This is a genomic window from Hylemonella sp. GW821-FHT12C09 (genome assembly GCF_058807395.1).
In genome coordinates, this window is record NZ_JBXAQQ010000008.1 from 110,724 (window position 1) to 129,063 (window position 18,340).

The following is an 18,340-nucleotide window of genomic DNA, read 5'->3' on the forward strand; positions in this document are numbered from 1 at the left end:
GCCTGCAGGCCTCAGTTTCCACCTTCACGCCGTGCCCGTGCACGTGCCAGGGCCGCCTCGATCACTGCGCGTTTCTGGTCCAGCACGGCGGGGTCCGTATGCTGTGTATGCGCGGGCAGATCGGCCAGCTTCATCCGCGCTTTTTCTTCCAGCCGCAGTTCGTTTTCCTGTCGGCTGCGCTGCTGACGAACGCTATGAAATTCATAGCGTTGGCGCGCCGTGGCCGCCTGCTGCGCCGTCCAGGCAGCCCAGCCGGTGCGCTCGCCGCTGACACTTTCCATGCGTATGCAGTCCACCGGGCAGACCGGGATGCAGAGTTCGCAACCGGTGCAGTGCGGCTCGATCACCGTGTGCATGCGCTTGTTGCCGCCCAGGATGGCGTCGGTCGGGCAGACGGCGAGGCACAGCGTGCAGCCTATGCACCAGTCCTCGTCGATCACCGCCACGGTGAGCGGGCCTTCGGTGCCGAACGCGGGGTCCAGAGGCAGTGCGGGCCGGCCGGTCAGCGCCGCCAGGCGGCTGATGCCTTCGGCGCCGCCGGGCGGGCATTGGTTGATGGCGGCGTCTCCTGCCGCGATGGCCTGGGCATAGGCCGCGCAGTCCGGATAACCACAGCGCGTGCACTGGGTCTGGGGCAGGGCGTCGAGGATCTGGGCAGCGGTCGCGGGCATGCCCGGATTATCCGGCCCCTGGGGGGCGCATCAGGCCGCTGACCTGGCGCTTTTCTTCCCGCCCGCCTTGGCCGGCGTGTTGTGCTCCAGGATGAAGGCCTTGACCGCCGGGTAGACGATGTCGCGCCAGCGTCGGCCCGAGAAGATGCCGTAGTGGCCGGCACCCTTGGCTTCCAGATGCTGCTGTCGGGTCTTGGGAACGCCGCTGCAGATGCCGTGCACGGCCTCGGTCTGGCCCGAGCCCGAAATGTCGTCGAGCTCACCCTCGACGGAGAGCAGGGCGGTGGTCTTGATGTCCTGTGGTTGCACGCGCTCGATCTGGCCGTCCACGCCCTTCACATCCCATGTGCCCTGCACCAGGCTGAAGTCCTGGAACACGGTCCTGATGGTTTCCAGGTAGTAGTGCGCGTCCATGTCCAGCACGGCGTTGTACTCGTCATAGAACTGGCGATGCGCTTCGGCGCTGGTGTCGTCGCCCTTGAGCAGGTGTTCGAAGTAGTCGTAGTGGCTCTTGGCGTGGTGCTGCGGGTTCATGGCCACGAAACCTGCGTGCTGCAGGAAACCGGGGTAGACGCGGCGGCCCGCGCCGGGGAAATTGCTGGGCACGCGGTAGATCACGTTGTGCTCGAACCAGCTGTGGCTCTTGGTCATGGCCAGGTTGTTCACGGCCGTGGGTGATTTGCGTGCGTCGATCGGGCCGCCCATCATGGTCATGGTCAGCGGCGTGGTCTCGCCGCGACTGGCCATCAGGGAGACGGCGGCCAGCACCGGCACCGTGGGCTGGCACACGCTCATCACGTGGCAGTTGCCGTATTCGTGCTGGATGTGACGGATGAATTCCTGGACGTAGTTGACGTAGTCGTCCAGGTGGAATTCGCCCTGCGACAGCGGCACCATGCGCGCGTTCTTCCAGTCGGTGATGTAGACCTTGTGGTCCTTGAGCATGGTGCGCACGGTGTCGCGCAGCAGCGTGGCGTAGTGACCCGAGAGCGGCGCCACAACCAGCACCACGGGCTGGTTCTTGAGCTTGGTCAGCGTGGCCGGGTCGTCGGTGAAACGCTTGAAGCGGCGCAGTTCGCAGAAGGGCTTGTCCAGCTCCACGCGCTCGTGGATGGCCACGTTGACGCCGTCCACCCCTACCGTGCGGATACCGAATTCGGGCTTCTCATAGTCCTTGCCCAGGCGGTGCATCAGCGCGTAGCCGGCTGCCATGCGCTGGGCATGCGGCAGGTGGGCCAGCGGCGACAGCGGGTTGTTGAAGGCCTTGGCCGTGGTCTCGGCCAGATCGGCAAAGGGCTCCATCAGGGAGCGCTGGGTTTCGTAGAGCTGGTACAGCATGGCGGACTCGCTTTCAGCATATTGCTGCAGTGCAATATAGCAGTTGTGGAGCGTTGCGGTCTGGGGAATTGCACCTAATCAGCGGGCCAGTGGGACGCAAAGGCGACAATTGGCGTGAACAGACCCAGACCATGCAGCGCCGCATCCTTCTTGCCACGGCCCTGGGCCCTGGCGCCAGCCTTCTGACCGGAATGCCCATGACCGCCATTGCCGGGGCGACCCGCCTCACCCAACTCCAGCCCAGTCCGCGCTTGCCGGTGCTTTTCATCGGACACGGCAGCCCGCTGAACGTGATCGAACCCAATGAGTTCCGGCCCCGCTGGGAGGCACTGGGCCGTGAATTCGGCAGCGGCGCGCAGGCCCGTTGGCCCCGGCCGCAACTCATCCTGTGCATCTCGGCGCATTGGCTCACGCGCGGCTGGTGGCTCACCGGCATGGAAAGGCCGCCCACCATCCACGACTTCGGCGGCTTTCCGCAGGCGCTCTTCGACCAGCAGTACCCGGCGCCAGGCGCGCCGCGGGTGGCGCAGGCCCTGGCTGGCGAACTGCGCCAGCCAGCCAGCCAGCAGCCCTTGGGCGCGGACCAGGCGGAATGGGGTTACGACCACGGCAGCTGGTTGGTGCTCAAGCCCATGTTTCCTCAGGCGGATATTCCGGTCCTGCAGCTCAGCATGGACTACAGCCGCCCGCCAGCCGAACACTATGCACTCGGCCAGCAGCTGCGCCGCTTGCGCGAGCGCGGCGTGCTCATCGTGGGCAGCGGCAACATCGTGCACAACCTGCGTGCCCTGCGCCGGGGCGCATCCAGCGACCAGGCCTATGACTGGGCCCTGGAGTTCGACCGCCTCATGGGCGAGCACATTGCCCGGGGGCGCCTGAACGCACTGCCGGATTCTCTGCAGCTGGGCGAGCTGGCCCGCCTGGCCCATCCCACCCATGAGCACTTCCTGCCCTTGCTGTACGCAGCGGGCGCTGCGGACGCAGGCGAGTCCATGCGCTTTTTCAACGACAGTTTCCAGGGGGCCTCGATCTCCATGCGCTCGGTCATCTGGGGCTAGCCGGTCACGCAGCGCAACCCTAGTACTGCGCCTCAGAAGTATCGAAACATGAAAGCGCGCCTTCGCGCGCATGGCCGCGTTGCAAATCCTCGCCATAGCGAAGGCTATGGCGAGGATTTGCGCCTGGCCCTGCGCACGGATTCATCGCTTTCATCATGTTCCTCTACCTCTGGGGCGCAGTACCAGGCAATCGCTTGCATAGGCCCGTTTGTAAGCCTCTGTAAGGCAGTGACAATGCCCTTATTCCCCCAAAAAAACCAGAGCAAGAAATGAACCGAATTCTGAAAGCGCTGTTTCTGTGCACCCTCGGCCTGCTGGCACTGCAAGCCCAGGCCCGTGAAGTGGAGGGCGTGAAATACGAGGAAAACATTGAACTCGCTGGCGCGAAGCTGCAGCTCAATGGCGCAGGCACACGCTACAAGGCCGTGTTCAAGGTCTATACGGCCGGTCTGTACCTTGGCAAGAAGGCGGGCACCCTGCCCGAGGCCCTGGCGGTTCCCGGGCCCAAACGCCTGACGCTGACCTTTGTGCGCGAGATCGCGTCCGAGGAACTGGGCCGGCTGTTCATCAAGGGCATCAAGTCCAACACACCGAATGAAGAGTACACGCGCATTGTCGGCAGCGTGATGCGCATGAGCCAGGTCTTCTACGAAGCCCGCAAGATGAAGATCGGCGAGGTCATCAACATGGACTGGGTGCCGGGCAAAGGGACGATCATCACCATCCGTGGTGTTCCGGTCGGCGAACCTTTTCCCGAGCCCGAGTTCTATGGCGCCTTGCTGCGCATCTGGCTGGGCCAGGATCCGGCCGACTGGACCTTGAAGGACGCCCTGCTGGGCCAATCAGACAGTCGTTGAATCAGAACAGCGAGCGCAGCAGCAGGCTGCTGCCGGTGAGCAGCAGCACGCCGTGCAGCACCAGCAGGAAGCGCCGCTTGTCCAGCCGAAGGCTGATATGGTGGCCGATGTAAAGGCCCAGTGCAACGGCCGGCAGCAGGTACAGCACCAGCCACAGCAGTTCGGGGTCCAGCAGGCGGCCGGCGAGCAGGAACAGCGCCACACGCACTAGCGAACTGAACATCAAGACGGCCGTCTGCGTGGCGCGGATCTGCTGCACATCGTCCAGGCGGCGCAGCAGGTAGAGCGAGTAGACCCAGCCGCCCGCACCGAACAGCGCACTGAACACGCCGCCCACGCCGCCGTACCACCAGGCCCAGCGCGGCGACAGCGGTGTGGTCGGGGCCACCTTGGGCCGCAGGCCGTTGAGCGCGTACAGCACCACGAAGGCAGCCAGCGCCGGCATCAGCAGCGTGGCTGGCAGGGTGAAGAGCAGCCAGGCGCCCAGCGCACTGCCGGCCAGCAAGGCCGGCACCAGGCGCCAGAGTTCGCGCCGAGCCACGTGTTCACTCAGGCGCCAGCCGTTGGACCAGGACGCCACCATGTCCGTCAGCGCCAGTGTGGGCACCACGGTCGAGACGGGCAACAGGTGCGCCAGCAGCGGTGCGCTGACCAGGGTGGAGCCAAAGCCCACCAGGCCGAAGACCACGTAGGCCACGGCGATCACCGGTTCGGCAAAGAGCAGGGTCAGGAGGTCCGGCATGGTCGGGCCGCTCAGTCGCCGCGTGCGGCGGCGCGTAGCTTGTCTTTCTTGCTCGGTCGCTTGCCCTTGACACCGCCCGTGCCGGCGGCGGCTGGCGCGGGCGCTTCCGTCGGCTCGAACCCGGGGATGCTTTCACGCGGCAACTGGAGGCCCTGGCGTTTTTCGATCAGTCGGAAATGTGCCTCGGTGCTCGCGCTGACGAAGCTCACGGCCAGCCCGCTTTCACCGGCACGCCCGGTGCGGCCGATGCGGTGGGTGTAGTCACTGGGCGATCGTGGCAGGTCGTAATTGACGACCACCGGCAGTTGCATGATGTCCAGCCCGCGCGCCGCGACGTCGGTGGCCACCACCGCGGTCAGCCGTTCGGCCTTGAAGTCGGCCAGCACCTGCGTGCGCTTGCCCTGGCTCAGCTCGCCGTGGAAGGGCTCGGCATCGATGTCGGCCTTGCGCAGCTTGTCGGCCACGATCTCGGCCGCGTGTTTGGTGGCCACGAACACCAGGACCCGGCTCCATTTTTCCTGGGTGATCAGCTGGCGCAGCAACTGGGTGCGCCGGGCTGCATCGACGGCGATGGCACGCTGAAGGATATCGGGCCGGTCCTGTGGTGTCGGCAGAACGTCGATGCGCAGCGGGTCCTGCAGCAGGGTCTGCGCCAAGGCCTGTACAGCTGGCGGGAAGGTGGCCGAGAAAAAGAGGTTCTGGTGCCGGGCGGGCAGCAGCGACAGGATGCGCTCCAGCTCCTCGGCAAAACCCAGGTCCAGCAGGCGGTCGGCCTCATCGAGCACCAGGGCCCGCACGTTGGCCAGCGTGAGCGCGTTGTGGTCCAGCAGGTCCAGCAGGCGGCCGGGGGTGGCCACCACGATGTCGGTGCCGCCGCGCAGTCCCATCATCTGCGGGTTGATGGACACGCCGCCAAACACCACGCTCACCTTGAGCGGCGCGTCCAGGTGCTGGGCCAGGCTACGGAACTCCTCGCCGACCTGGGCAGCCAGTTCGCGCGTGGGCACGAGTACCAGCGCACGGGCGCGCCGGGGTTTCTCAGCCGGAACCTGCGCCAGCTGTTGCAGCAGCGGCAGAGCAAAGGCGACGGTCTTACCCGAGCCGGTCTGCGCCGAGCCCAGCACGTCGCGGCCCTGCAGCGCGGCCGGAATGGCCGCGGCCTGGATGGGCGTGGGGGCGGCGTAGGCCCGGGCGCTGAGCGCCCGCAGCAGGGCGGGCGACAAGCCCAGGGAGGAAAATGGCATGAGCAAACTCGGGAAAGGGCACCCAGTTTAAGCGCTCCGCTGCCAGCACAGGCGTGGGACGACGATAATCAAGCCCCTCGCGAAATTTACCAAGGCCCATCGTGCGCAAAACCTATCCGCTCCTTATCGAGGGCAAACACCCTGACCGCGTGCTCGACGCCGTCAAGCACGACATCCGCAAATACGTCAAACGGCAGCGGCGCGTGGCGCTGCCGGAGGGCGTCGATTTCTGGGACTTCGACTGCAAGTTCGGCCTCAGTGCGGACACGGCCGCGCCCGTCCACTTCGGCAACCTCATCGAGCAGATTGACGCCGCCTCCAAGGACGGTGCCACGGCGGTGTATGTGGAAGTACTGGCCAAGAACGGCCACCGCAAGGCCCGCCCGGCGGGCAGTGGGCCAGAGGATCAGGACGACTGAGGAATGGCCGGTAGCGTGAGCATGAGCAAGAAGCCCCCGCGCATCGGCCTGGCCCTGGGCAGCGGCTCGGCGCGCGGCTGGTCGCATATCGGCGTCATCCGTGCGCTGGAGCGCGCCGGCATCTCGCCCGACATCGTCTGCGGCACCTCCATCGGCGCGCTGGTGGGGGCGGTCTATGCGGCCGGAGAGATCGACCGCCTGGAGCCCTGGGTCAAAAGCCTGACCTGGAAGTCCGTGCTCGGGCTCATGGACTTCAAGATGGGCGGCGGCCTGATCGAGGGCGGCAAGCTGCTGGACTTCTTCCGTAGTCGCTACGAGGACCAGGGCATCGCCGGCCTGCGCAAGGCCTATGCCTGCGTGGCCACCGAGCTGTATACCGGCCGCGAGGTCTGGCTGCGCGAGGGACCGGTGATCGACGCGGTGCGCGCGTCCATTGCCCTGCCGGGCCTGTTCACCCCGGCGCAGCATGAAGGGCGCCTGCTCGTCGATGGTGGCCTGGTCAATCCGGTACCCGTCTCGCTGTGCCGTGCCATGGGGGCGGACATCGTCATCGCCGTGGATCTGAACTGGGACATCATGCTGCACCACAGCCGCGTGGCCAGCCATGCGCGCGAGGCCGAGGCCGAGGAAGCCCAGCAGGGCGGGATGCTGCAGGCCATCCTCACCCGCTTGCGACCGGCCAAGGGGGCCAATGGCCACGACAACGGACCGCCCATGCCCTCCATGCTGGACGTGCTGACCACCAGCCTGAACATCATGCAAATGCGCATCACGCAAAGCCGCCTGGCCGGCGAGCCGGCCGACGTGGTGATTCGCCCCCGGCTCAACGAGGTGGCCGCCATGGACTACCACCTGGCGGCCGGCACCATCGCCGAAGGCGAGCGCGCGGCCGAGTTCGCGCTGCCGCATATCCGGGATTTGCTGGGTTGAGACGATGCTGCAGTACCTGGACTTCGACTACAGCGAAGACGGGCACGGCCACGGCACGTTCGAGGCCATGGCCTCGGTCCCCGCGGACCGCCTGAGCGTCCTGCAGGCCGAGATTGCGCGGGTGCTGGACTGGGCCCATGCCACCTTTCCCGATCAGCGCGCGCCGCTGGAGGAGGGTGGTGAGTGGGACTACCTGCTGGAAGCGCAGCGGGAGTGGACGGTGCCGGAGACCCTGGCCTACGACGAGGTGATGCGGCGCTTCAGCAGCCAGCCGGGTTCGGCCGGCCCCCCGCGGTACACGGTGACGCTGGTGCTCAGTGGCAGCGAACAGTTTTGCCAGGCGTTCAGGCTGCGCTTTGGCGTTTGATGCAAATCTTCGCGACGCGGCGCCTGGTCGGGTTGTCCACGGTCTGTGCAGCGTACAAAATGGCTGTCTTCTGGCCCATTCAACAAGGTCATGTCCTACGAACTCCATTATTGGCCCGGCATCCAGGGGCGCGGGGAATTTGTCCGTCTTGCGCTTGAGGCTGCTGGCGTGCCCTATGTCGATGTGGCGCGTGGCGCTGAGTCAGCGGGCCAGGGTGTACCGGCCTTGCTCCACTATCTGAACGACGGATTCGTCGTACGACCGCCTTTGGCCTGTCCCGTGCTGGTGGACGGCAAACACGTCATCGGACAGACCGCTGCCATCCTGTTGTACCTGGGCCCGCGGCTCAAGCTGGTTGGGGCAGGCGAAGCGGACCGCCTGTGGACCCATCAGATCCAGCTCACCATCGCAGATGCCGTGGACCAGGCCCACAACACGCACCACCCGGTCGGTACGGGGCTGTATTACGAGGAGCAGAAGCCCGAGGCCTTGCGAGCCGCCCAGGCGTTCCGCAGCCAGCGCATCCCGAAATTTCTGGGCTGGTTTGAGGCCATCCTGGCGCGTAACCCCAAGGGCAACCAGCATCTGGTGGGTGCGCGACTGAGCTATGCGGACCTGTCGCTGTTCCAGTTGGTGGAGGGCCTGCTTTACGCCTTCCCCAAGGCAACCCGGCGAGCCCTGAAGAAGACGCCGCTGGTGCTGGCGTTGCGAGACCGCGTGGCCCGGCATCGTCGCGTCTCGGTGTACTTGCGCAGCGAACGGCGCATTCCATTCAACGAGGACGGCATCTTCCGACGCTACCCTGAACTCGATGGCTGAGCCCTGTTTCAACTCGCAGGCAAGAAAAAGCCGCCCGAAGGCGGCTTTTTTCTGCGGACCGAATTGACTTACACCACCTTGGCAATCGCCTGGCAGACGTAGTCGATGTTCTTGCTGTTGAGCGCGGCCACGCACATGCGGCCGGTGTCGGTGCCATAGATGCCGAACTCGCTGCGCAGGCGCACCATCTGGTCCTTGGACAGGCCCGAGTAGCTGAACATGCCGATCTGGCTGGTGATGAAGCTCATGTCCTGCTTGACGCCGGCGGCCTTGAGGCCGTCGACCAGCTTCTGGCGCATGGCCTTGATGCGCACGCGCATCTCGCCCAGTTCCTTTTCCCAGAGGGCGCGCAGCTCGGGGTTGCCCAGCACGGCGGCCACCACGGCGCCGCCATGGGTGGGCGGGTTGCTGTAGTTGGTGCGGATCACGATCTTGAGCTGGGAGAGCACGCGGTCGGCTTCTTCCTTGCTCGCGCACAGCACGCTCAGGGCCCCCACGCGCTCGCCGTAGAGGCTGAAGCTCTTGGAGAAGCTGGTGGAGACGAAGAAGTCCAGGCCGGCGGCCACGAACTTGCCGATCACGGCACCGTCTTCCTGGATGCCGTTGCCGAAGCCCTGGTAGGCCATGTCCAGGAAAGACACCAGGCCCTTGGCCTTGATGGCGGCGATCACCTGGTCCCACTGGGCGGCGGTGATGTCGTAGCCGGTGGGGTTGTGGCAGCAGGCGTGCAGCAGCACGATGGTGCCGGCCGGGGCGGCCTGGATGTCGGCCAGCATGCCGGCGAAATCGACACCGCGCTTGGCGGCGTCGTAATAGCGGTAGCTCTCGACCGTGAAGCCGGCGCTGGTGAACAAGGCGCGGTGGTTTTCCCAGCTCGGGTCGGAGATCAGCACCTTGGCGCCGGGGTTGAGTTTCTTGAGGAAGTCGGCGCCGATCTTCAGGCCGCCGGTGCCGCCGATGCCCTGGATGGTGGCGACGCGGCCGCTCTTGACGGGCTCGCTGTCGGCGCCGAAGACCAGGCTCTTGACGGCGGCGTCATAGGCGGCAATGCCATCGATGGGCAGGTAACCGCGGGCCGTGGGTTTGTCCATCATGGCCTTTTCAGCAGCCTGCACGCACTGCAGCAGGGGCAGCTTGCCGTTGTCGTCGAAATACACGCCCACGCCCAGGTTGACCTTCTTGGGGTTGGTGTCGGCGTTGAACTGCTCGTTCAGACCCAGGATGGGGTCGCGCGGTGCCATTTCGACGGCGGAGAACATGGACATGTCGGTTCCTAGCAAAAGTAGTGAAGTTGGTGGATTCATGCCAGTCCGATGGCGGGCTGCGCCCGGCACCGGAATGGCGTATTCTTTCGGGTTAGCCCTAATTTTAACGGGCTCCGGAAACCGTCCCTATCAGGTCGACATGCAAGACGTATCAGCAGTCCCCGCGCCCGAGGCCAATGCCGCTGACAGCCCCGCCGAAGGCCGTTTCGTCAGCTACCCCGGCTCGCCCTTCGAGCTCTACCAACCCTATCCGCCGGCGGGCGACCAGCCCGAGGCCATCAACCAGCTGGTGGAAGGGGTGGAAAACGGCGAGGTTTACCAGACCCTGCTGGGGGTGACGGGGTCGGGCAAGACCTACACCATGGCCAATGTGATCGCCCGCATGGGGCGGCCTGCCATCGTGTTCGCGCCCAACAAGACGCTGGCGGCCCAGCTTTACAGCGAGTTCCGCGAGTTCTTCCCCAGGAACGCGGTGGAGTACTTCGTCAGCTACTACGACTACTACCAGCCCGAGGCCTATGTGCCGCAGCGCGACCTGTTCATCGAGAAGGACAGCGCGATTAACGAGCACATCGAGCAGATGCGCCTGTCCTGCACCAAGAGCCTGCTGGAGCGGCGCGACGTGGTCATCGTGGCCACGGTCTCGGCCATCTACGGCATAGGCAAGCCCGAGGCCTACCACCAGATGGTGATGACCCTGCGCGCCGGCGACAAGATGGGGCAGCGCGACGTGATCGCCCAGCTGGTGCGCATGCAGTACCAGCGCAACGACATGGACTTCGGGCGCGGCAAGTTCCGCGTGCGCGGAGACACCATCGACGTGTTCCCGGCCGAGCACAGCGAACTGGCCCTGCGCATCGAATTGTTTGACGATGAGATCGAGAGCCTGCAGCTCTTCGACCCGCTGACCGGCCGCATCCGCCAGAAGATCCCGCGCTTCACGGTCTACCCCAGCAGTCATTACGTGACCCCGCGCGAGCAGGTGCTCAACGCCGTGGAGACCATCAAGGTCGAGCTGGCCGACCGCCTCAAGGAATTGGTGGGCATGGGCAAGCTGGTGGAAGCCCAGCGCCTGGAGCAGCGCACGCGCTTCGACCTGGAAATGCTGAGCGAGGTGGGCCACTGCAAGGGCATCGAGAACTACACACGTCATCTCTCCGGTGCCGCCCCGGGTGAACCGCCGCCCACGCTGACCGACTATTTGCCGAAGGACGCGCTCATGTTCCTGGACGAGAGCCACGTGCTGATCGGCCAGTTCGGCGGCATGTACAACGGCGACCGCGCGCGCAAGACCACACTGGTCGAATACGGTTTCCGCCTGCCCAGCGCACTGGACAACCGGCCGCTGAAGTTCGAGGAGTTCGAGACCAAGATGCGCCAGGCGGTGTTTGTCTCGGCTACCCCGGGCAACTGGGAAAACGAGCACACCGGTCAGGTGGTGGAGCAACTGGTGCGCCCCACCGGCCTGGTCGACCCGCAGGTGGAGGTCCGCCCGGCCACCCATCAGGTGGACGATGTGCTGCAGGAAATCCGCGTCCGTGTGGAGAAGCACGAACGGGTGCTGATCACCACCCTGACCAAACGCATGGCCGAGCAGCTGACCGACTACCTGACCGACAACGGTGTCAAGGTGCGTTACCTGCACAGCGACGTAGACACGGTCGAGCGGGTAGAGATCCTGCGCGACCTGCGCCTGGGGGCTTTCGACGTGTTGGTGGGCATCAACCTGCTGCGCGAAGGCCTGGACATCCCCGAGGTCTCGCTGGTGGCCATCCTGGACGCCGACAAGGAGGGTTTCCTGCGGTCCGAGCGCTCCCTGATCCAGACCATAGGCCGCGCGGCGCGCAATCTGAACGGCCGGGCCATCCTTTATGCGGATCGCATCACCGACTCCATGTCGCGCGCCATCGGTGAAACCGAACGCCGCCGGGCCAAGCAGGTGACGCACAACACGGCGCATGGCATCACGCCGCGCGCCATCGTCAAGCAGGTGCGTGACCTGATCGACGGCGTCTATAGCGAGAAGGCCGGCCGCGAGGCCGAACGCCTGGAACAGGAGGCCATGGCCCGCGCCCAGGTGGAGGAAATGAGCGAGAAGGACATTGCGCGCGAGATCAAGCGGCTGGAAAAGCTGATGCTGGAACACGCCCGCAACCTGGAGTTCGAGTTGGCTGGCCGGGTGCGCGACCAGCTGGGTTTGCTCAAGGCCCGGGCCTTCGGGGCGGCCGTCCCGGACCACCCGGACGGCTTGCCGGCTTCCCGCTAGGCTGGAGAAATCCCTTTGCTGACAAGCACTTGCGCTGCATTGCCGCTATCCCGAGCGCGCAGCTGGGGTTTTTGGTAAACTTGAGTCCATTACTCGGAATAGGAGCTTGCCATGCGCCTCACGACCAAAGGCCGCTTTGCGGTCACCGCCATGATTGATCTGGCCCTGCGCCAGAGCAACGGCCCTGTGACCCTGGCCGCCATCAGCCAGCGGCAGCAGATTTCCCTGTCCTACCTGGAGCAGCTCTTCGGCAAGCTGCGTCGTCACGAACTGGTTGAATCCACCCGCGGTCCGGGCGGCGGCTACACGCTGGCGCGCAAGGCGGCCGAGATCACCGTGGCCGACATCATCCTGTCGGTGGACGAACCCATCGACGCCACCCAGTGCGGCGGCAAGGAAAACTGCCTGGGCGACGGCGGCCGTTGCATGACGCACGAACTCTGGGCCTCCCTGAACACCCGCATGGTCGAGTTCCTGGACTCGGTCACCCTGCAGAAGCTGGTCGACGACCAGCTGGCCAAGGGCATCACCATCGAAGACAAGCCCATGGTCAAGCGGGCCATTTCCAGCGCTCCGGTGGTCAAGCCGGTGCGTGTGAACGCCCCCAATTCGGTGTTTGCGCTGGGCAACGCCTTTTCCAAGTCCTGATACGGCCGTGCCTGCGCCACTTCACTTTCATTCGACTGTTCGTTTTTCTAGAGCTGTATGGACATGACGCCCCACTTTCCCATTTACATGGATTACGGTGCCACCACACCTTGCGACCCACGTGTGGTCGATGCCATGATTCCCTGGTTGCGCGAGCACTTCGGCAACCCGGCTTCGCGCAGCCATGCCTGGGGCTGGGAAGCCGAGGAGGCCGTGGAGAAGGCGCGTACGCAGGTGGCCGACCTGATTGGCGCCGACCCGCGCGAGATCGTCTGGACTTCCGGTGCCACCGAATCCATCAACCTGGCCCTCAAGGGCGCGGCCCAGTTCTACAAGGGTAAGGGCAAGCACCTCATCACCCTCAAGACCGAGCACAAGGCGGTGCTGGACACCATGCGTGAGCTGGAGCGCCAGGGTTTCGATGTGACCTATCTGGACGTGCAGGAAGACGGGCTGGTAAATCTGGATGCGCTGAAGGCCGCCGTCCGACCCGACACCATCCTGATCAGCATCCTCTTCGTGAACAACGAGATCGGCGTGATCCAGGACATCCCTGCCATCGGCGCGTTCTGCCGTGAAAAGGGCATCCTGCTGCATGTGGATGCGGCGCAGGCTACGGGCCGGGTCGATATCGACATGAACAAGCTGCCCATCGACCTGATGAGCATGACGGCCCACAAGACCTACGGACCCAAGGGCATCGGCGCGCTCTATGTGCGCCGCAAGCCGCGCGTGCGCATCGAGGCGCAGATCCACGGTGGAGGCCATGAGCGTGGCATGCGTTCGGGCACCTTGCCCACCCACCAGTGCGTCGGCATGGGCGAGGCCTTCCGCATTGCCAAGGCCGAGATGGCCCAGGACCTGGCCAAGGCCCGCAAGCTGCAGCAGCGCCTGCTCGACGGTCTCAAGGACATCGAACAGGTCTACGTGAACGGCAGCCTTGAAAAGCGCGTGCCGCAGAACCTGAACATGAGCTTCAACTTCGTCGAAGGCGAGTCGCTGATCATGGGCATCAAGGGCCTGGCGGTATCCAGCGGTTCGGCCTGCACTTCAGCCAGTCTGGAGCCCAGTTATGTGCTGCGCGCCCTGGGCCGCAGCGACGAGCTGGCCCACAGCAGCCTGCGCATGACCATCGGCCGTTTCACGACGGAAGAGGAAATCGATTACGCCATCACGACCATCAAGCACAACGTGGCCAAGCTGCGCGAGCTCAGCCCCCTGTGGGAGATGTTCCAGGACGGCGTGGACCTGAGCACCATCCAATGGGCCGCTCATTGAGATTGACTGATTAAAGAGGCAAGACCATGGCGTATTCTGAAAAAGTCGTTGATCACTACGAAAACCCGCGCAACGTCGGCTCCTTCGACAAGGGCGATGACACGGTAGGCACTGGCATGGTGGGCGCGCCCGCCTGCGGTGACGTGATGAAGCTGCAGATCAAGGTGAACCCGAGCACCGGTGTCATCGAGGACGCGCGCTTCAAGACCTACGGCTGCGGTTCGGCCATTGCTTCCAGCTCGCTGGTGACCGAGTGGGTCAAGGGCAAGACCCTGGACCAGGCCGCTGCGCTGAAGAACAGCGAGATCGCCGAAGAGCTGGCGCTGCCGCCGGTCAAGATCCACTGCTCCATCCTGGCTGAAGATGCCATCAAGGCTGCAGTGGACGACTACCGCAAGAAGCACGCGCACTAAGCCCACCCCCGAGGCGCCTGCGGCGCCTCCCCCTCAAGGGGGCGCACCCGGTGGCCCGGCCAAGCCGGTTCCACGGGTGCCCTGGGTTTGAGGTGTGGATGATGAAAACGAGAGATTGAAATGGCAGTTTCCCTGACCGAAGCCGCAGCCCGGCATGTGACCCGCTACCTTTCCAAACGCGGCAAGGGTGTGGGCGTGCGCCTGGGTGTCAAGACCACCGGCTGCTCGGGCCTGGCCTACAAGCTGGAGTACGTGGACGAGATCGCCTCGGAAGACATCGTCTTCGAAGACCATGGCGTCAAGGTGCTGATCGATCCCAAGAGCCTGTCCTACATCGATGGCACCCAGCTCGACTATGTGCGCGAGGGCCTGAACGAGGGTTTCCGTTTCAACAACCCGAACGAGCGGGATCGTTGCGGTTGTGGTGAATCGTTCCGGGTGTGAATCTCCAGTCCGACGACTTCGAACTCTTCGGCCTGCCGCAGCAGTTCACCCAGGACCGCGCTGCCATCGACGCGCGGTGGAAAGACCTGCAGCGCGAGGCCCATCCGGACAAGTTTGCCGCGCAGGGGGCAGCGGCCCAGCGTGTGGCCATGCAGTGGTCGGTGCGCATCAACGAGGCCTACCAGCGTCTGAAGGACCCGCTGCGACGGGCTGCCTACCTCTGCGAACTGCACGGCGCGCCGGTGAATGCCGAGAACAATACGGCCATGCCGGCCGAGTTCCTGGTGCAGCAGATGGAATGGCGCGAGGCGCTGGACGATGCCCAGGACATCCCGGCGCTCGATGCACTGAATGACGAGGTCGGCCGCAGTCGCAAGGGTTTGCTGCAGCGCTGCGAGCAGCTGCTGGACCAGGCCAGGGATTACACCGGCGCCGTCGCGCAGGTGAGGGCGCTGATGTTCATCGAGCGCTTTGCCCGTGACATCGAAGCCCGTTACGACAAGATGGAAAGCCGGCTCGGGTGACAATTCGCCCTGAACCTCAATAGAACAACGATGGCACTCCTGCAGATTTCCGAACCCGGCCAGGCACCCGACCCGCACCAGCGGCGCATCGCGGTGGGCATTGACCTGGGCACCACCCATTCCCTGGTGGCCGCCGTGCGCAACGGCGTGGCCGAGTGTCTGCCCGACGCCCAGGGGCGCGTGATCCTGCCCTCGGTGGTGCGTTACCTGCCGCAAGGCGGCCGGCAGATCGGCCATGAGGCGCTGGTACAGCAGATCAACGATCCGGGCAACACCATCGCCTCGGTCAAACGCCTGATGGGGCGTGGCCTGGCCGATGTGAGTCAGCCCGGCAAGCTGCCCTATGCGCTGGTGGATGCGCCCGGCATGGTGCGCGTGCGCACCATAGACGGCGAGAAGACGCCGGTGGAAGTCAGTGCCGAGATCCTGGCCACGCTGCGTTATCGCGCCGAAGACACCTTCAACGATGACCTGTATGGTGCCGTCATCACGGTGCCGGCCTATTTCGACGACGCGCAGCGCCAGGCCACCAAGGACGCGGCCCAACTGGCCGGTCTGAACGTGCTGCGCCTGATCAACGAGCCCACGGCCGCCGCCATTGCCTACGGCCTGGACAATGCCAGCGAAGGCATTTACGCGGTCTACGACCTGGGCGGCGGCACCTTCGACATTTCCATCCTGCGCCTCTCCAAGGGCGTGTTCGAGGTGATCGCCACCGGCGGCGACTCGGCCCTGGGCGGCGACGACTACGACCGTGCCCTGGCCGAGTGGATGTTGAAGGAAGCGGAACTCACCGCCGACACCCCCGAAGACCAGGCCCGCATCATGGCCGAGGCGCGCCAGGCCAAGGAAGCCCTGTCGGACGAGGAGATCGTCACGGCCGAGCTGGAGCTGTCCAGCGGTGCGGTGGACCTGTCCCTGAACCGTGACCAGTTCGAGGCCTGCACCGCCGCATTGACGGCACGCACCATGACGGCCGTGCGCAAGGTGCTGCGCGACGCCAGGCTCGCCGTGGACGAAGTTCAGGGCGTGGTCATGGTGGGCGGTTCCACCCGCATGCCGGTGATCCGCCGCACGGTGGGCGAGTTCTTCGGCCGCGCGCCGCTGACCAATTTGAACCCGGACGAGGTGGTGGCACTGGGCGCCGCCATCCAGGCCAACCAGCTGGCCGGCAACAACCCCAGCGGCGACCTGCTGCTGCTGGACGTGATCCCTCTGTCCTTGGGGCTGGAGACCATGGGCGGGCTGGTGGAGCGCATCGTGCCGCGCAACCAGACCATCCCCACCGCCATGGCGCAGGACTTCACCACCTACAAGGATGGCCAGACCGCCCTGGCCCTGCACGTGGTGCAGGGCGAACGCGATCTGGTGGCCGACTGTCGCAGCCTGGCGAGGTTCGAACTGCGCGGCATCCCGCCCATGGCGGCCGGCGCGGCACGCATCCGCGTGACCTTCACCATCGACGCCGACGGCCTGCTGCAGGTCGGCGCGCGCGAGCAGGCCAGCGGCGTGGAGGCCAGCATCACCGTCAAACCGTCCTATGGTCTCGGCGATGAGCAGATTGCCAGGATGCTGCAGGAAAGTTTCAGCACCGCGCAGGAAGACATGCGCGCCCGCGCGCTGGTGGAGGCCCGGGTCGAGGCCGATCGCATGCTGATGGCCACGCGCACGGCGCTGGCGACCGACGGTGACCTGCTGTCGGCCGAAGAGCGCAATGCCCTCGACGGCTTGATGGCGGCGTTGGAGAACGTGCGTACGCAGGACGAGGCGGCTGTCATCGACGCCGCCACCGAAACCCTGGCCAAGGGGACTGAAGCCTTCGCCGCCATGCGCATGAACCGTGGCATCCAGCAGGCGCTGGCTGGCAAGAACATCGCCGCCGTCTGAGACAAATTTTTTCGAGAATCCGCATGCCCGTCATCAAGATCCTGCCCCATCCAGAGTACTGCCCGCAGGGCGCCGAGATCAAGGCGCCTGCCGGCACCTCGATCTGCGAGGCCATGCTGGACAACCACATCAGCATCGAGCACGCCTGCGACATGAGTTGCGCCTGCACGACCTGCCACGTCATCGTGCGCAAGGGCTACAACTCGCTCAACGAGCCTGACGAGAATGAAGAAGACCTGCTGGACCGTGCCTGGGGCCTGGAGCCCCAGTCGCGCCTGAGCTGCCAGGCCATCCTGGCGCAGCAGGACGTGGAAGTCGAGATACCCAAGTACTCGATCAACCATGCCAAGGAAAACCACTGAGCATCGTGTCTTTCGACAGCCCCCATTCAGGGCTGTTTGGGGCTTCGGGGCCGCTATGATCTGACCCATGCGCCAGATCTTTCTCGACACGGAAACCACGGGCCTGTCCGCCGACGGCGGCGACCGTATCATTGAAATAGGCTGTGTGGAGCTGCTCAACCGCAAGCTCACCGGCAACAACCTGCACTTCTACCTGAACCCCGGGCGCGACAGCCACGAGGACGCCCTGCGTGTGCACGGCATCAGCAACGAATTCCTGCGCGACAAACCCAGGTTCGCCGAAGTGGCCGAGGAGATCCTGGCCTATCTGCAGGGCGCCGAGATCATCATCCACAACGCGGCCTTTGACGTCGGTTTCCTCAACAAGGAACTGGAACTCATCGGCAAGCCGCGCTTTGCCGAGTTTGTCGCCAGCGTGACCGACACCCTGGCCATGGCCAAGGAGATGTACCCGGGCAAACGCAACTCCCTGGACGCCTTGTGCGACCGTCTCGGTGTGGACAACTCCGGGCGCACCCTGCACGGCGCGCTGCTGGACGCCGAACTGCTGGCCGATGTCTACATCAACCTCACCCGGGGCCAGGACGCGCTGCTGATCGACGTGGCTGAAACCTCCGGCACGACCGGAAGTTTCGAACGGGTGGATCTGAGCCGCTTTGAATTGCCGGTGCTGACAGCATCCGAGCAGGAGCTCTCGGCGCACGAGGATCTGTTGGTCCAGCTCGACAAGGCCAGTGGCGGCAAGACGGTCTGGCGTCTGCAGGTCTGAAATGCGCCACACAACTTGTGGCATAATCCCTGTTTTCCT

20 protein-coding genes are annotated in these 18,340 nt (G+C 65.1%); 15 read left to right on the forward strand and 5 right to left on the reverse strand.

What is annotated here, in order from left to right; genetic code table 11:
- Positions 1–11: 11 nt before the first annotated feature.
- Positions 12–671, reverse strand: coding sequence for an electron transport complex subunit RsxB (gene rsxB / locus AC1RRP_RS14395; RefSeq protein WP_493037306.1), 660 nt, complete (start codon positions 669–671; stop codon positions 12–14).
- A gap of 30 nt (positions 672–701) precedes the next feature.
- A complete protein-coding gene (locus tag AC1RRP_RS14400; RefSeq protein WP_493037308.1) occupies positions 702–2,009 on the reverse strand; it encodes a polyhydroxyalkanoate depolymerase in 1,308 nt (435 codons plus the stop codon).
- Positions 2,010–2,200: 191 nt separating this feature from the next.
- Between AC1RRP_RS14400 and ygiD the strand changes: the two genes are divergently transcribed.
- The gene (ygiD, locus tag AC1RRP_RS14405) at positions 2,201–3,067 is read left to right on the forward strand and encodes a 4,5-DOPA-extradiol-dioxygenase (RefSeq protein ID WP_493037428.1); all 867 of its coding nucleotides are present in this window, start codon (positions 2,201–2,203) and stop codon (positions 3,065–3,067) included.
- A 269-nt stretch (positions 3,068–3,336) separates the two neighbouring features.
- The gene (locus AC1RRP_RS14410) at positions 3,337–3,924 is read left to right on the forward strand and encodes a chalcone isomerase family protein (protein ID WP_493037310.1); all 588 of its coding nucleotides are present in this window, start codon (positions 3,337–3,339) and stop codon (positions 3,922–3,924) included.
- Position 3,925: 1 nt separating this feature from the next.
- On the opposite strand, the gene AC1RRP_RS14415 is transcribed toward AC1RRP_RS14410, so the two are convergent.
- Together AC1RRP_RS14415 and AC1RRP_RS14420 are read right to left on the reverse strand one after the other, a co-directional pair.
- Positions 3,926–4,666, reverse strand: coding sequence for a sulfite exporter TauE/SafE family protein (locus AC1RRP_RS14415; protein ID WP_493037312.1), 741 nt, complete (start codon positions 4,664–4,666; stop codon positions 3,926–3,928).
- Positions 4,667–4,677: 11 nt separating this feature from the next.
- On the reverse strand, positions 4,678–5,910 hold the full coding sequence (locus AC1RRP_RS14420; RefSeq protein ID WP_493037314.1) for a DEAD/DEAH box helicase: 1,233 nt from the start codon (positions 5,908–5,910) through the stop codon (positions 4,678–4,680).
- A gap of 101 nt (positions 5,911–6,011) precedes the next feature.
- Between AC1RRP_RS14420 and AC1RRP_RS14425 the strand changes: the two genes are divergently transcribed.
- The 4 genes from AC1RRP_RS14425 (at position 6,012) to AC1RRP_RS14440 (ending at position 8,445) form a co-directional block, all read left to right on the forward strand.
- On the forward strand, positions 6,012–6,329 hold the full coding sequence (locus tag AC1RRP_RS14425) for a DUF6172 family protein (RefSeq protein ID WP_493037316.1): 318 nt from the start codon (positions 6,012–6,014) through the stop codon (positions 6,327–6,329).
- A 21-nt stretch (positions 6,330–6,350) separates the two neighbouring features.
- Positions 6,351–7,259, forward strand: a complete 909-nt coding sequence (rssA, locus tag AC1RRP_RS14430; RefSeq protein WP_493037318.1) for a patatin-like phospholipase RssA — start codon at positions 6,351–6,353, stop codon at positions 7,257–7,259.
- A gap of 4 nt (positions 7,260–7,263) precedes the next feature.
- The gene (locus AC1RRP_RS14435; protein WP_493037320.1) at positions 7,264–7,626 is read left to right on the forward strand and encodes a hypothetical protein; all 363 of its coding nucleotides are present in this window, start codon (positions 7,264–7,266) and stop codon (positions 7,624–7,626) included.
- A 90-nt stretch (positions 7,627–7,716) separates the two neighbouring features.
- Positions 7,717–8,445, forward strand: a complete 729-nt coding sequence (locus AC1RRP_RS14440) for a glutathione S-transferase (RefSeq protein WP_493037322.1) — start codon at positions 7,717–7,719, stop codon at positions 8,443–8,445.
- Between the two features lie 68 nt (positions 8,446–8,513).
- Here the strand turns inward: AC1RRP_RS14440 and AC1RRP_RS14445 are convergent, their stop codons facing one another.
- A complete protein-coding gene (locus AC1RRP_RS14445; RefSeq protein ID WP_493037324.1) occupies positions 8,514–9,710 on the reverse strand; it encodes an amino acid aminotransferase in 1,197 nt (398 codons plus the stop codon).
- Between the two features lie 139 nt (positions 9,711–9,849).
- On the opposite strand from AC1RRP_RS14445, the gene uvrB reads away from it, so the two are divergent.
- The 9 genes from uvrB (at position 9,850) to dnaQ (ending at position 18,301) form a co-directional block, all read left to right on the forward strand.
- Positions 9,850–11,976: an excinuclease ABC subunit UvrB gene (gene uvrB, locus AC1RRP_RS14450; RefSeq protein ID WP_493037326.1), complete on the forward strand. Its 2,127-nt coding sequence runs from the start codon at positions 9,850–9,852 to the stop codon at positions 11,974–11,976.
- A gap of 111 nt (positions 11,977–12,087) precedes the next feature.
- Positions 12,088–12,624, forward strand: coding sequence for a Fe-S cluster assembly transcriptional regulator IscR (iscR, locus tag AC1RRP_RS14455; RefSeq protein ID WP_174251995.1), 537 nt, complete (start codon positions 12,088–12,090; stop codon positions 12,622–12,624).
- Positions 12,625–12,681: 57 nt separating this feature from the next.
- A complete protein-coding gene (locus tag AC1RRP_RS14460; protein ID WP_493037329.1) occupies positions 12,682–13,902 on the forward strand; it encodes an IscS subfamily cysteine desulfurase in 1,221 nt (406 codons plus the stop codon).
- Positions 13,903–13,928: 26 nt separating this feature from the next.
- On the forward strand, positions 13,929–14,315 hold the full coding sequence (iscU, locus tag AC1RRP_RS14465; protein ID WP_057676330.1) for a Fe-S cluster assembly scaffold IscU: 387 nt from the start codon (positions 13,929–13,931) through the stop codon (positions 14,313–14,315).
- A gap of 120 nt (positions 14,316–14,435) precedes the next feature.
- Positions 14,436–14,759, forward strand: coding sequence for an iron-sulfur cluster assembly protein IscA (gene iscA / locus AC1RRP_RS14470; RefSeq protein ID WP_057676329.1), 324 nt, complete (start codon positions 14,436–14,438; stop codon positions 14,757–14,759).
- A complete protein-coding gene (gene hscB / locus AC1RRP_RS14475; RefSeq protein WP_493037332.1) occupies positions 14,756–15,283 on the forward strand; it encodes a Fe-S protein assembly co-chaperone HscB in 528 nt (175 codons plus the stop codon). The genes iscA and hscB overlap by 4 nt, the downstream gene beginning before the upstream one ends.
- 30 nt (positions 15,284–15,313) lie before the next feature.
- Complete coding sequence (gene hscA, locus AC1RRP_RS14480; RefSeq protein WP_493037334.1) at positions 15,314–17,170, forward strand: Fe-S protein assembly chaperone HscA; 1,857 nt, start codon at positions 15,314–15,316, stop codon at positions 17,168–17,170.
- A 23-nt stretch (positions 17,171–17,193) separates the two neighbouring features.
- Entirely contained in the window at positions 17,194–17,532 is a 339-nt protein-coding gene (fdx, locus tag AC1RRP_RS14485; RefSeq protein WP_493037336.1) for an ISC system 2Fe-2S type ferredoxin, read from the forward strand.
- Positions 17,533–17,599: 67 nt separating this feature from the next.
- Positions 17,600–18,301, forward strand: a complete 702-nt coding sequence (gene dnaQ, locus AC1RRP_RS14490; RefSeq protein ID WP_493037338.1) for a DNA polymerase III subunit epsilon — start codon at positions 17,600–17,602, stop codon at positions 18,299–18,301.
- The last annotated feature ends 39 nt before the right edge of the window (positions 18,302–18,340 follow it).

Bases quoted from the DNA above. Each gene is read 5' to 3' on its own strand.
- uvrB (WP_493037326.1), top strand. From the start codon at position 9,850: ATGCAAGACGTATCAGCAGTCCCCGCGCCCGAGGCCAATGCCGCTGAC.
- iscR (WP_174251995.1), top strand. From the start codon at position 12,088: ATGCGCCTCACGACCAAAGGCCGCTTTGCGGTCACCGCCATGATTGAT.
- AC1RRP_RS14460 (WP_493037329.1), top strand. From the start codon at position 12,682: ATGGACATGACGCCCCACTTTCCCATTTACATGGATTACGGTGCCACC.
- AC1RRP_RS14445 (WP_493037324.1), bottom strand. From the start codon at position 9,710: ATGTCCATGTTCTCCGCCGTCGAAATGGCACCGCGCGACCCCATCCTG.
- AC1RRP_RS14420 (WP_493037314.1), bottom strand. From the start codon at position 5,910: ATGCCATTTTCCTCCCTGGGCTTGTCGCCCGCCCTGCTGCGGGCGCTC.
- AC1RRP_RS14440 (WP_493037322.1), top strand. From the start codon at position 7,717: ATGTCCTACGAACTCCATTATTGGCCCGGCATCCAGGGGCGCGGGGAA.
- rssA (WP_493037318.1), top strand. From the start codon at position 6,351: ATGAGCAAGAAGCCCCCGCGCATCGGCCTGGCCCTGGGCAGCGGCTCG.
- iscA (WP_057676329.1), top strand. From the start codon at position 14,436: ATGGCAGTTTCCCTGACCGAAGCCGCAGCCCGGCATGTGACCCGCTAC.
- AC1RRP_RS14400 (WP_493037308.1), bottom strand. From the start codon at position 2,009: ATGCTGTACCAGCTCTACGAAACCCAGCGCTCCCTGATGGAGCCCTTT.
- AC1RRP_RS14410 (WP_493037310.1), top strand. From the start codon at position 3,337: ATGAACCGAATTCTGAAAGCGCTGTTTCTGTGCACCCTCGGCCTGCTG.
- dnaQ (WP_493037338.1), top strand. From the start codon at position 17,600: ATGCGCCAGATCTTTCTCGACACGGAAACCACGGGCCTGTCCGCCGAC.
- hscA (WP_493037334.1), top strand. From the start codon at position 15,314: ATGGCACTCCTGCAGATTTCCGAACCCGGCCAGGCACCCGACCCGCAC.
- ygiD (WP_493037428.1), top strand. From the start codon at position 2,201: ATGCCCATGACCGCCATTGCCGGGGCGACCCGCCTCACCCAACTCCAG.
- AC1RRP_RS14435 (WP_493037320.1), top strand. From the start codon at position 7,264: ATGCTGCAGTACCTGGACTTCGACTACAGCGAAGACGGGCACGGCCAC.
- AC1RRP_RS14415 (WP_493037312.1), bottom strand. From the start codon at position 4,666: ATGCCGGACCTCCTGACCCTGCTCTTTGCCGAACCGGTGATCGCCGTG.
- rsxB (WP_493037306.1), bottom strand. From the start codon at position 671: ATGCCCGCGACCGCTGCCCAGATCCTCGACGCCCTGCCCCAGACCCAG.
- fdx (WP_493037336.1), top strand. From the start codon at position 17,194: ATGCCCGTCATCAAGATCCTGCCCCATCCAGAGTACTGCCCGCAGGGC.
- iscU (WP_057676330.1), top strand. From the start codon at position 13,929: ATGGCGTATTCTGAAAAAGTCGTTGATCACTACGAAAACCCGCGCAAC.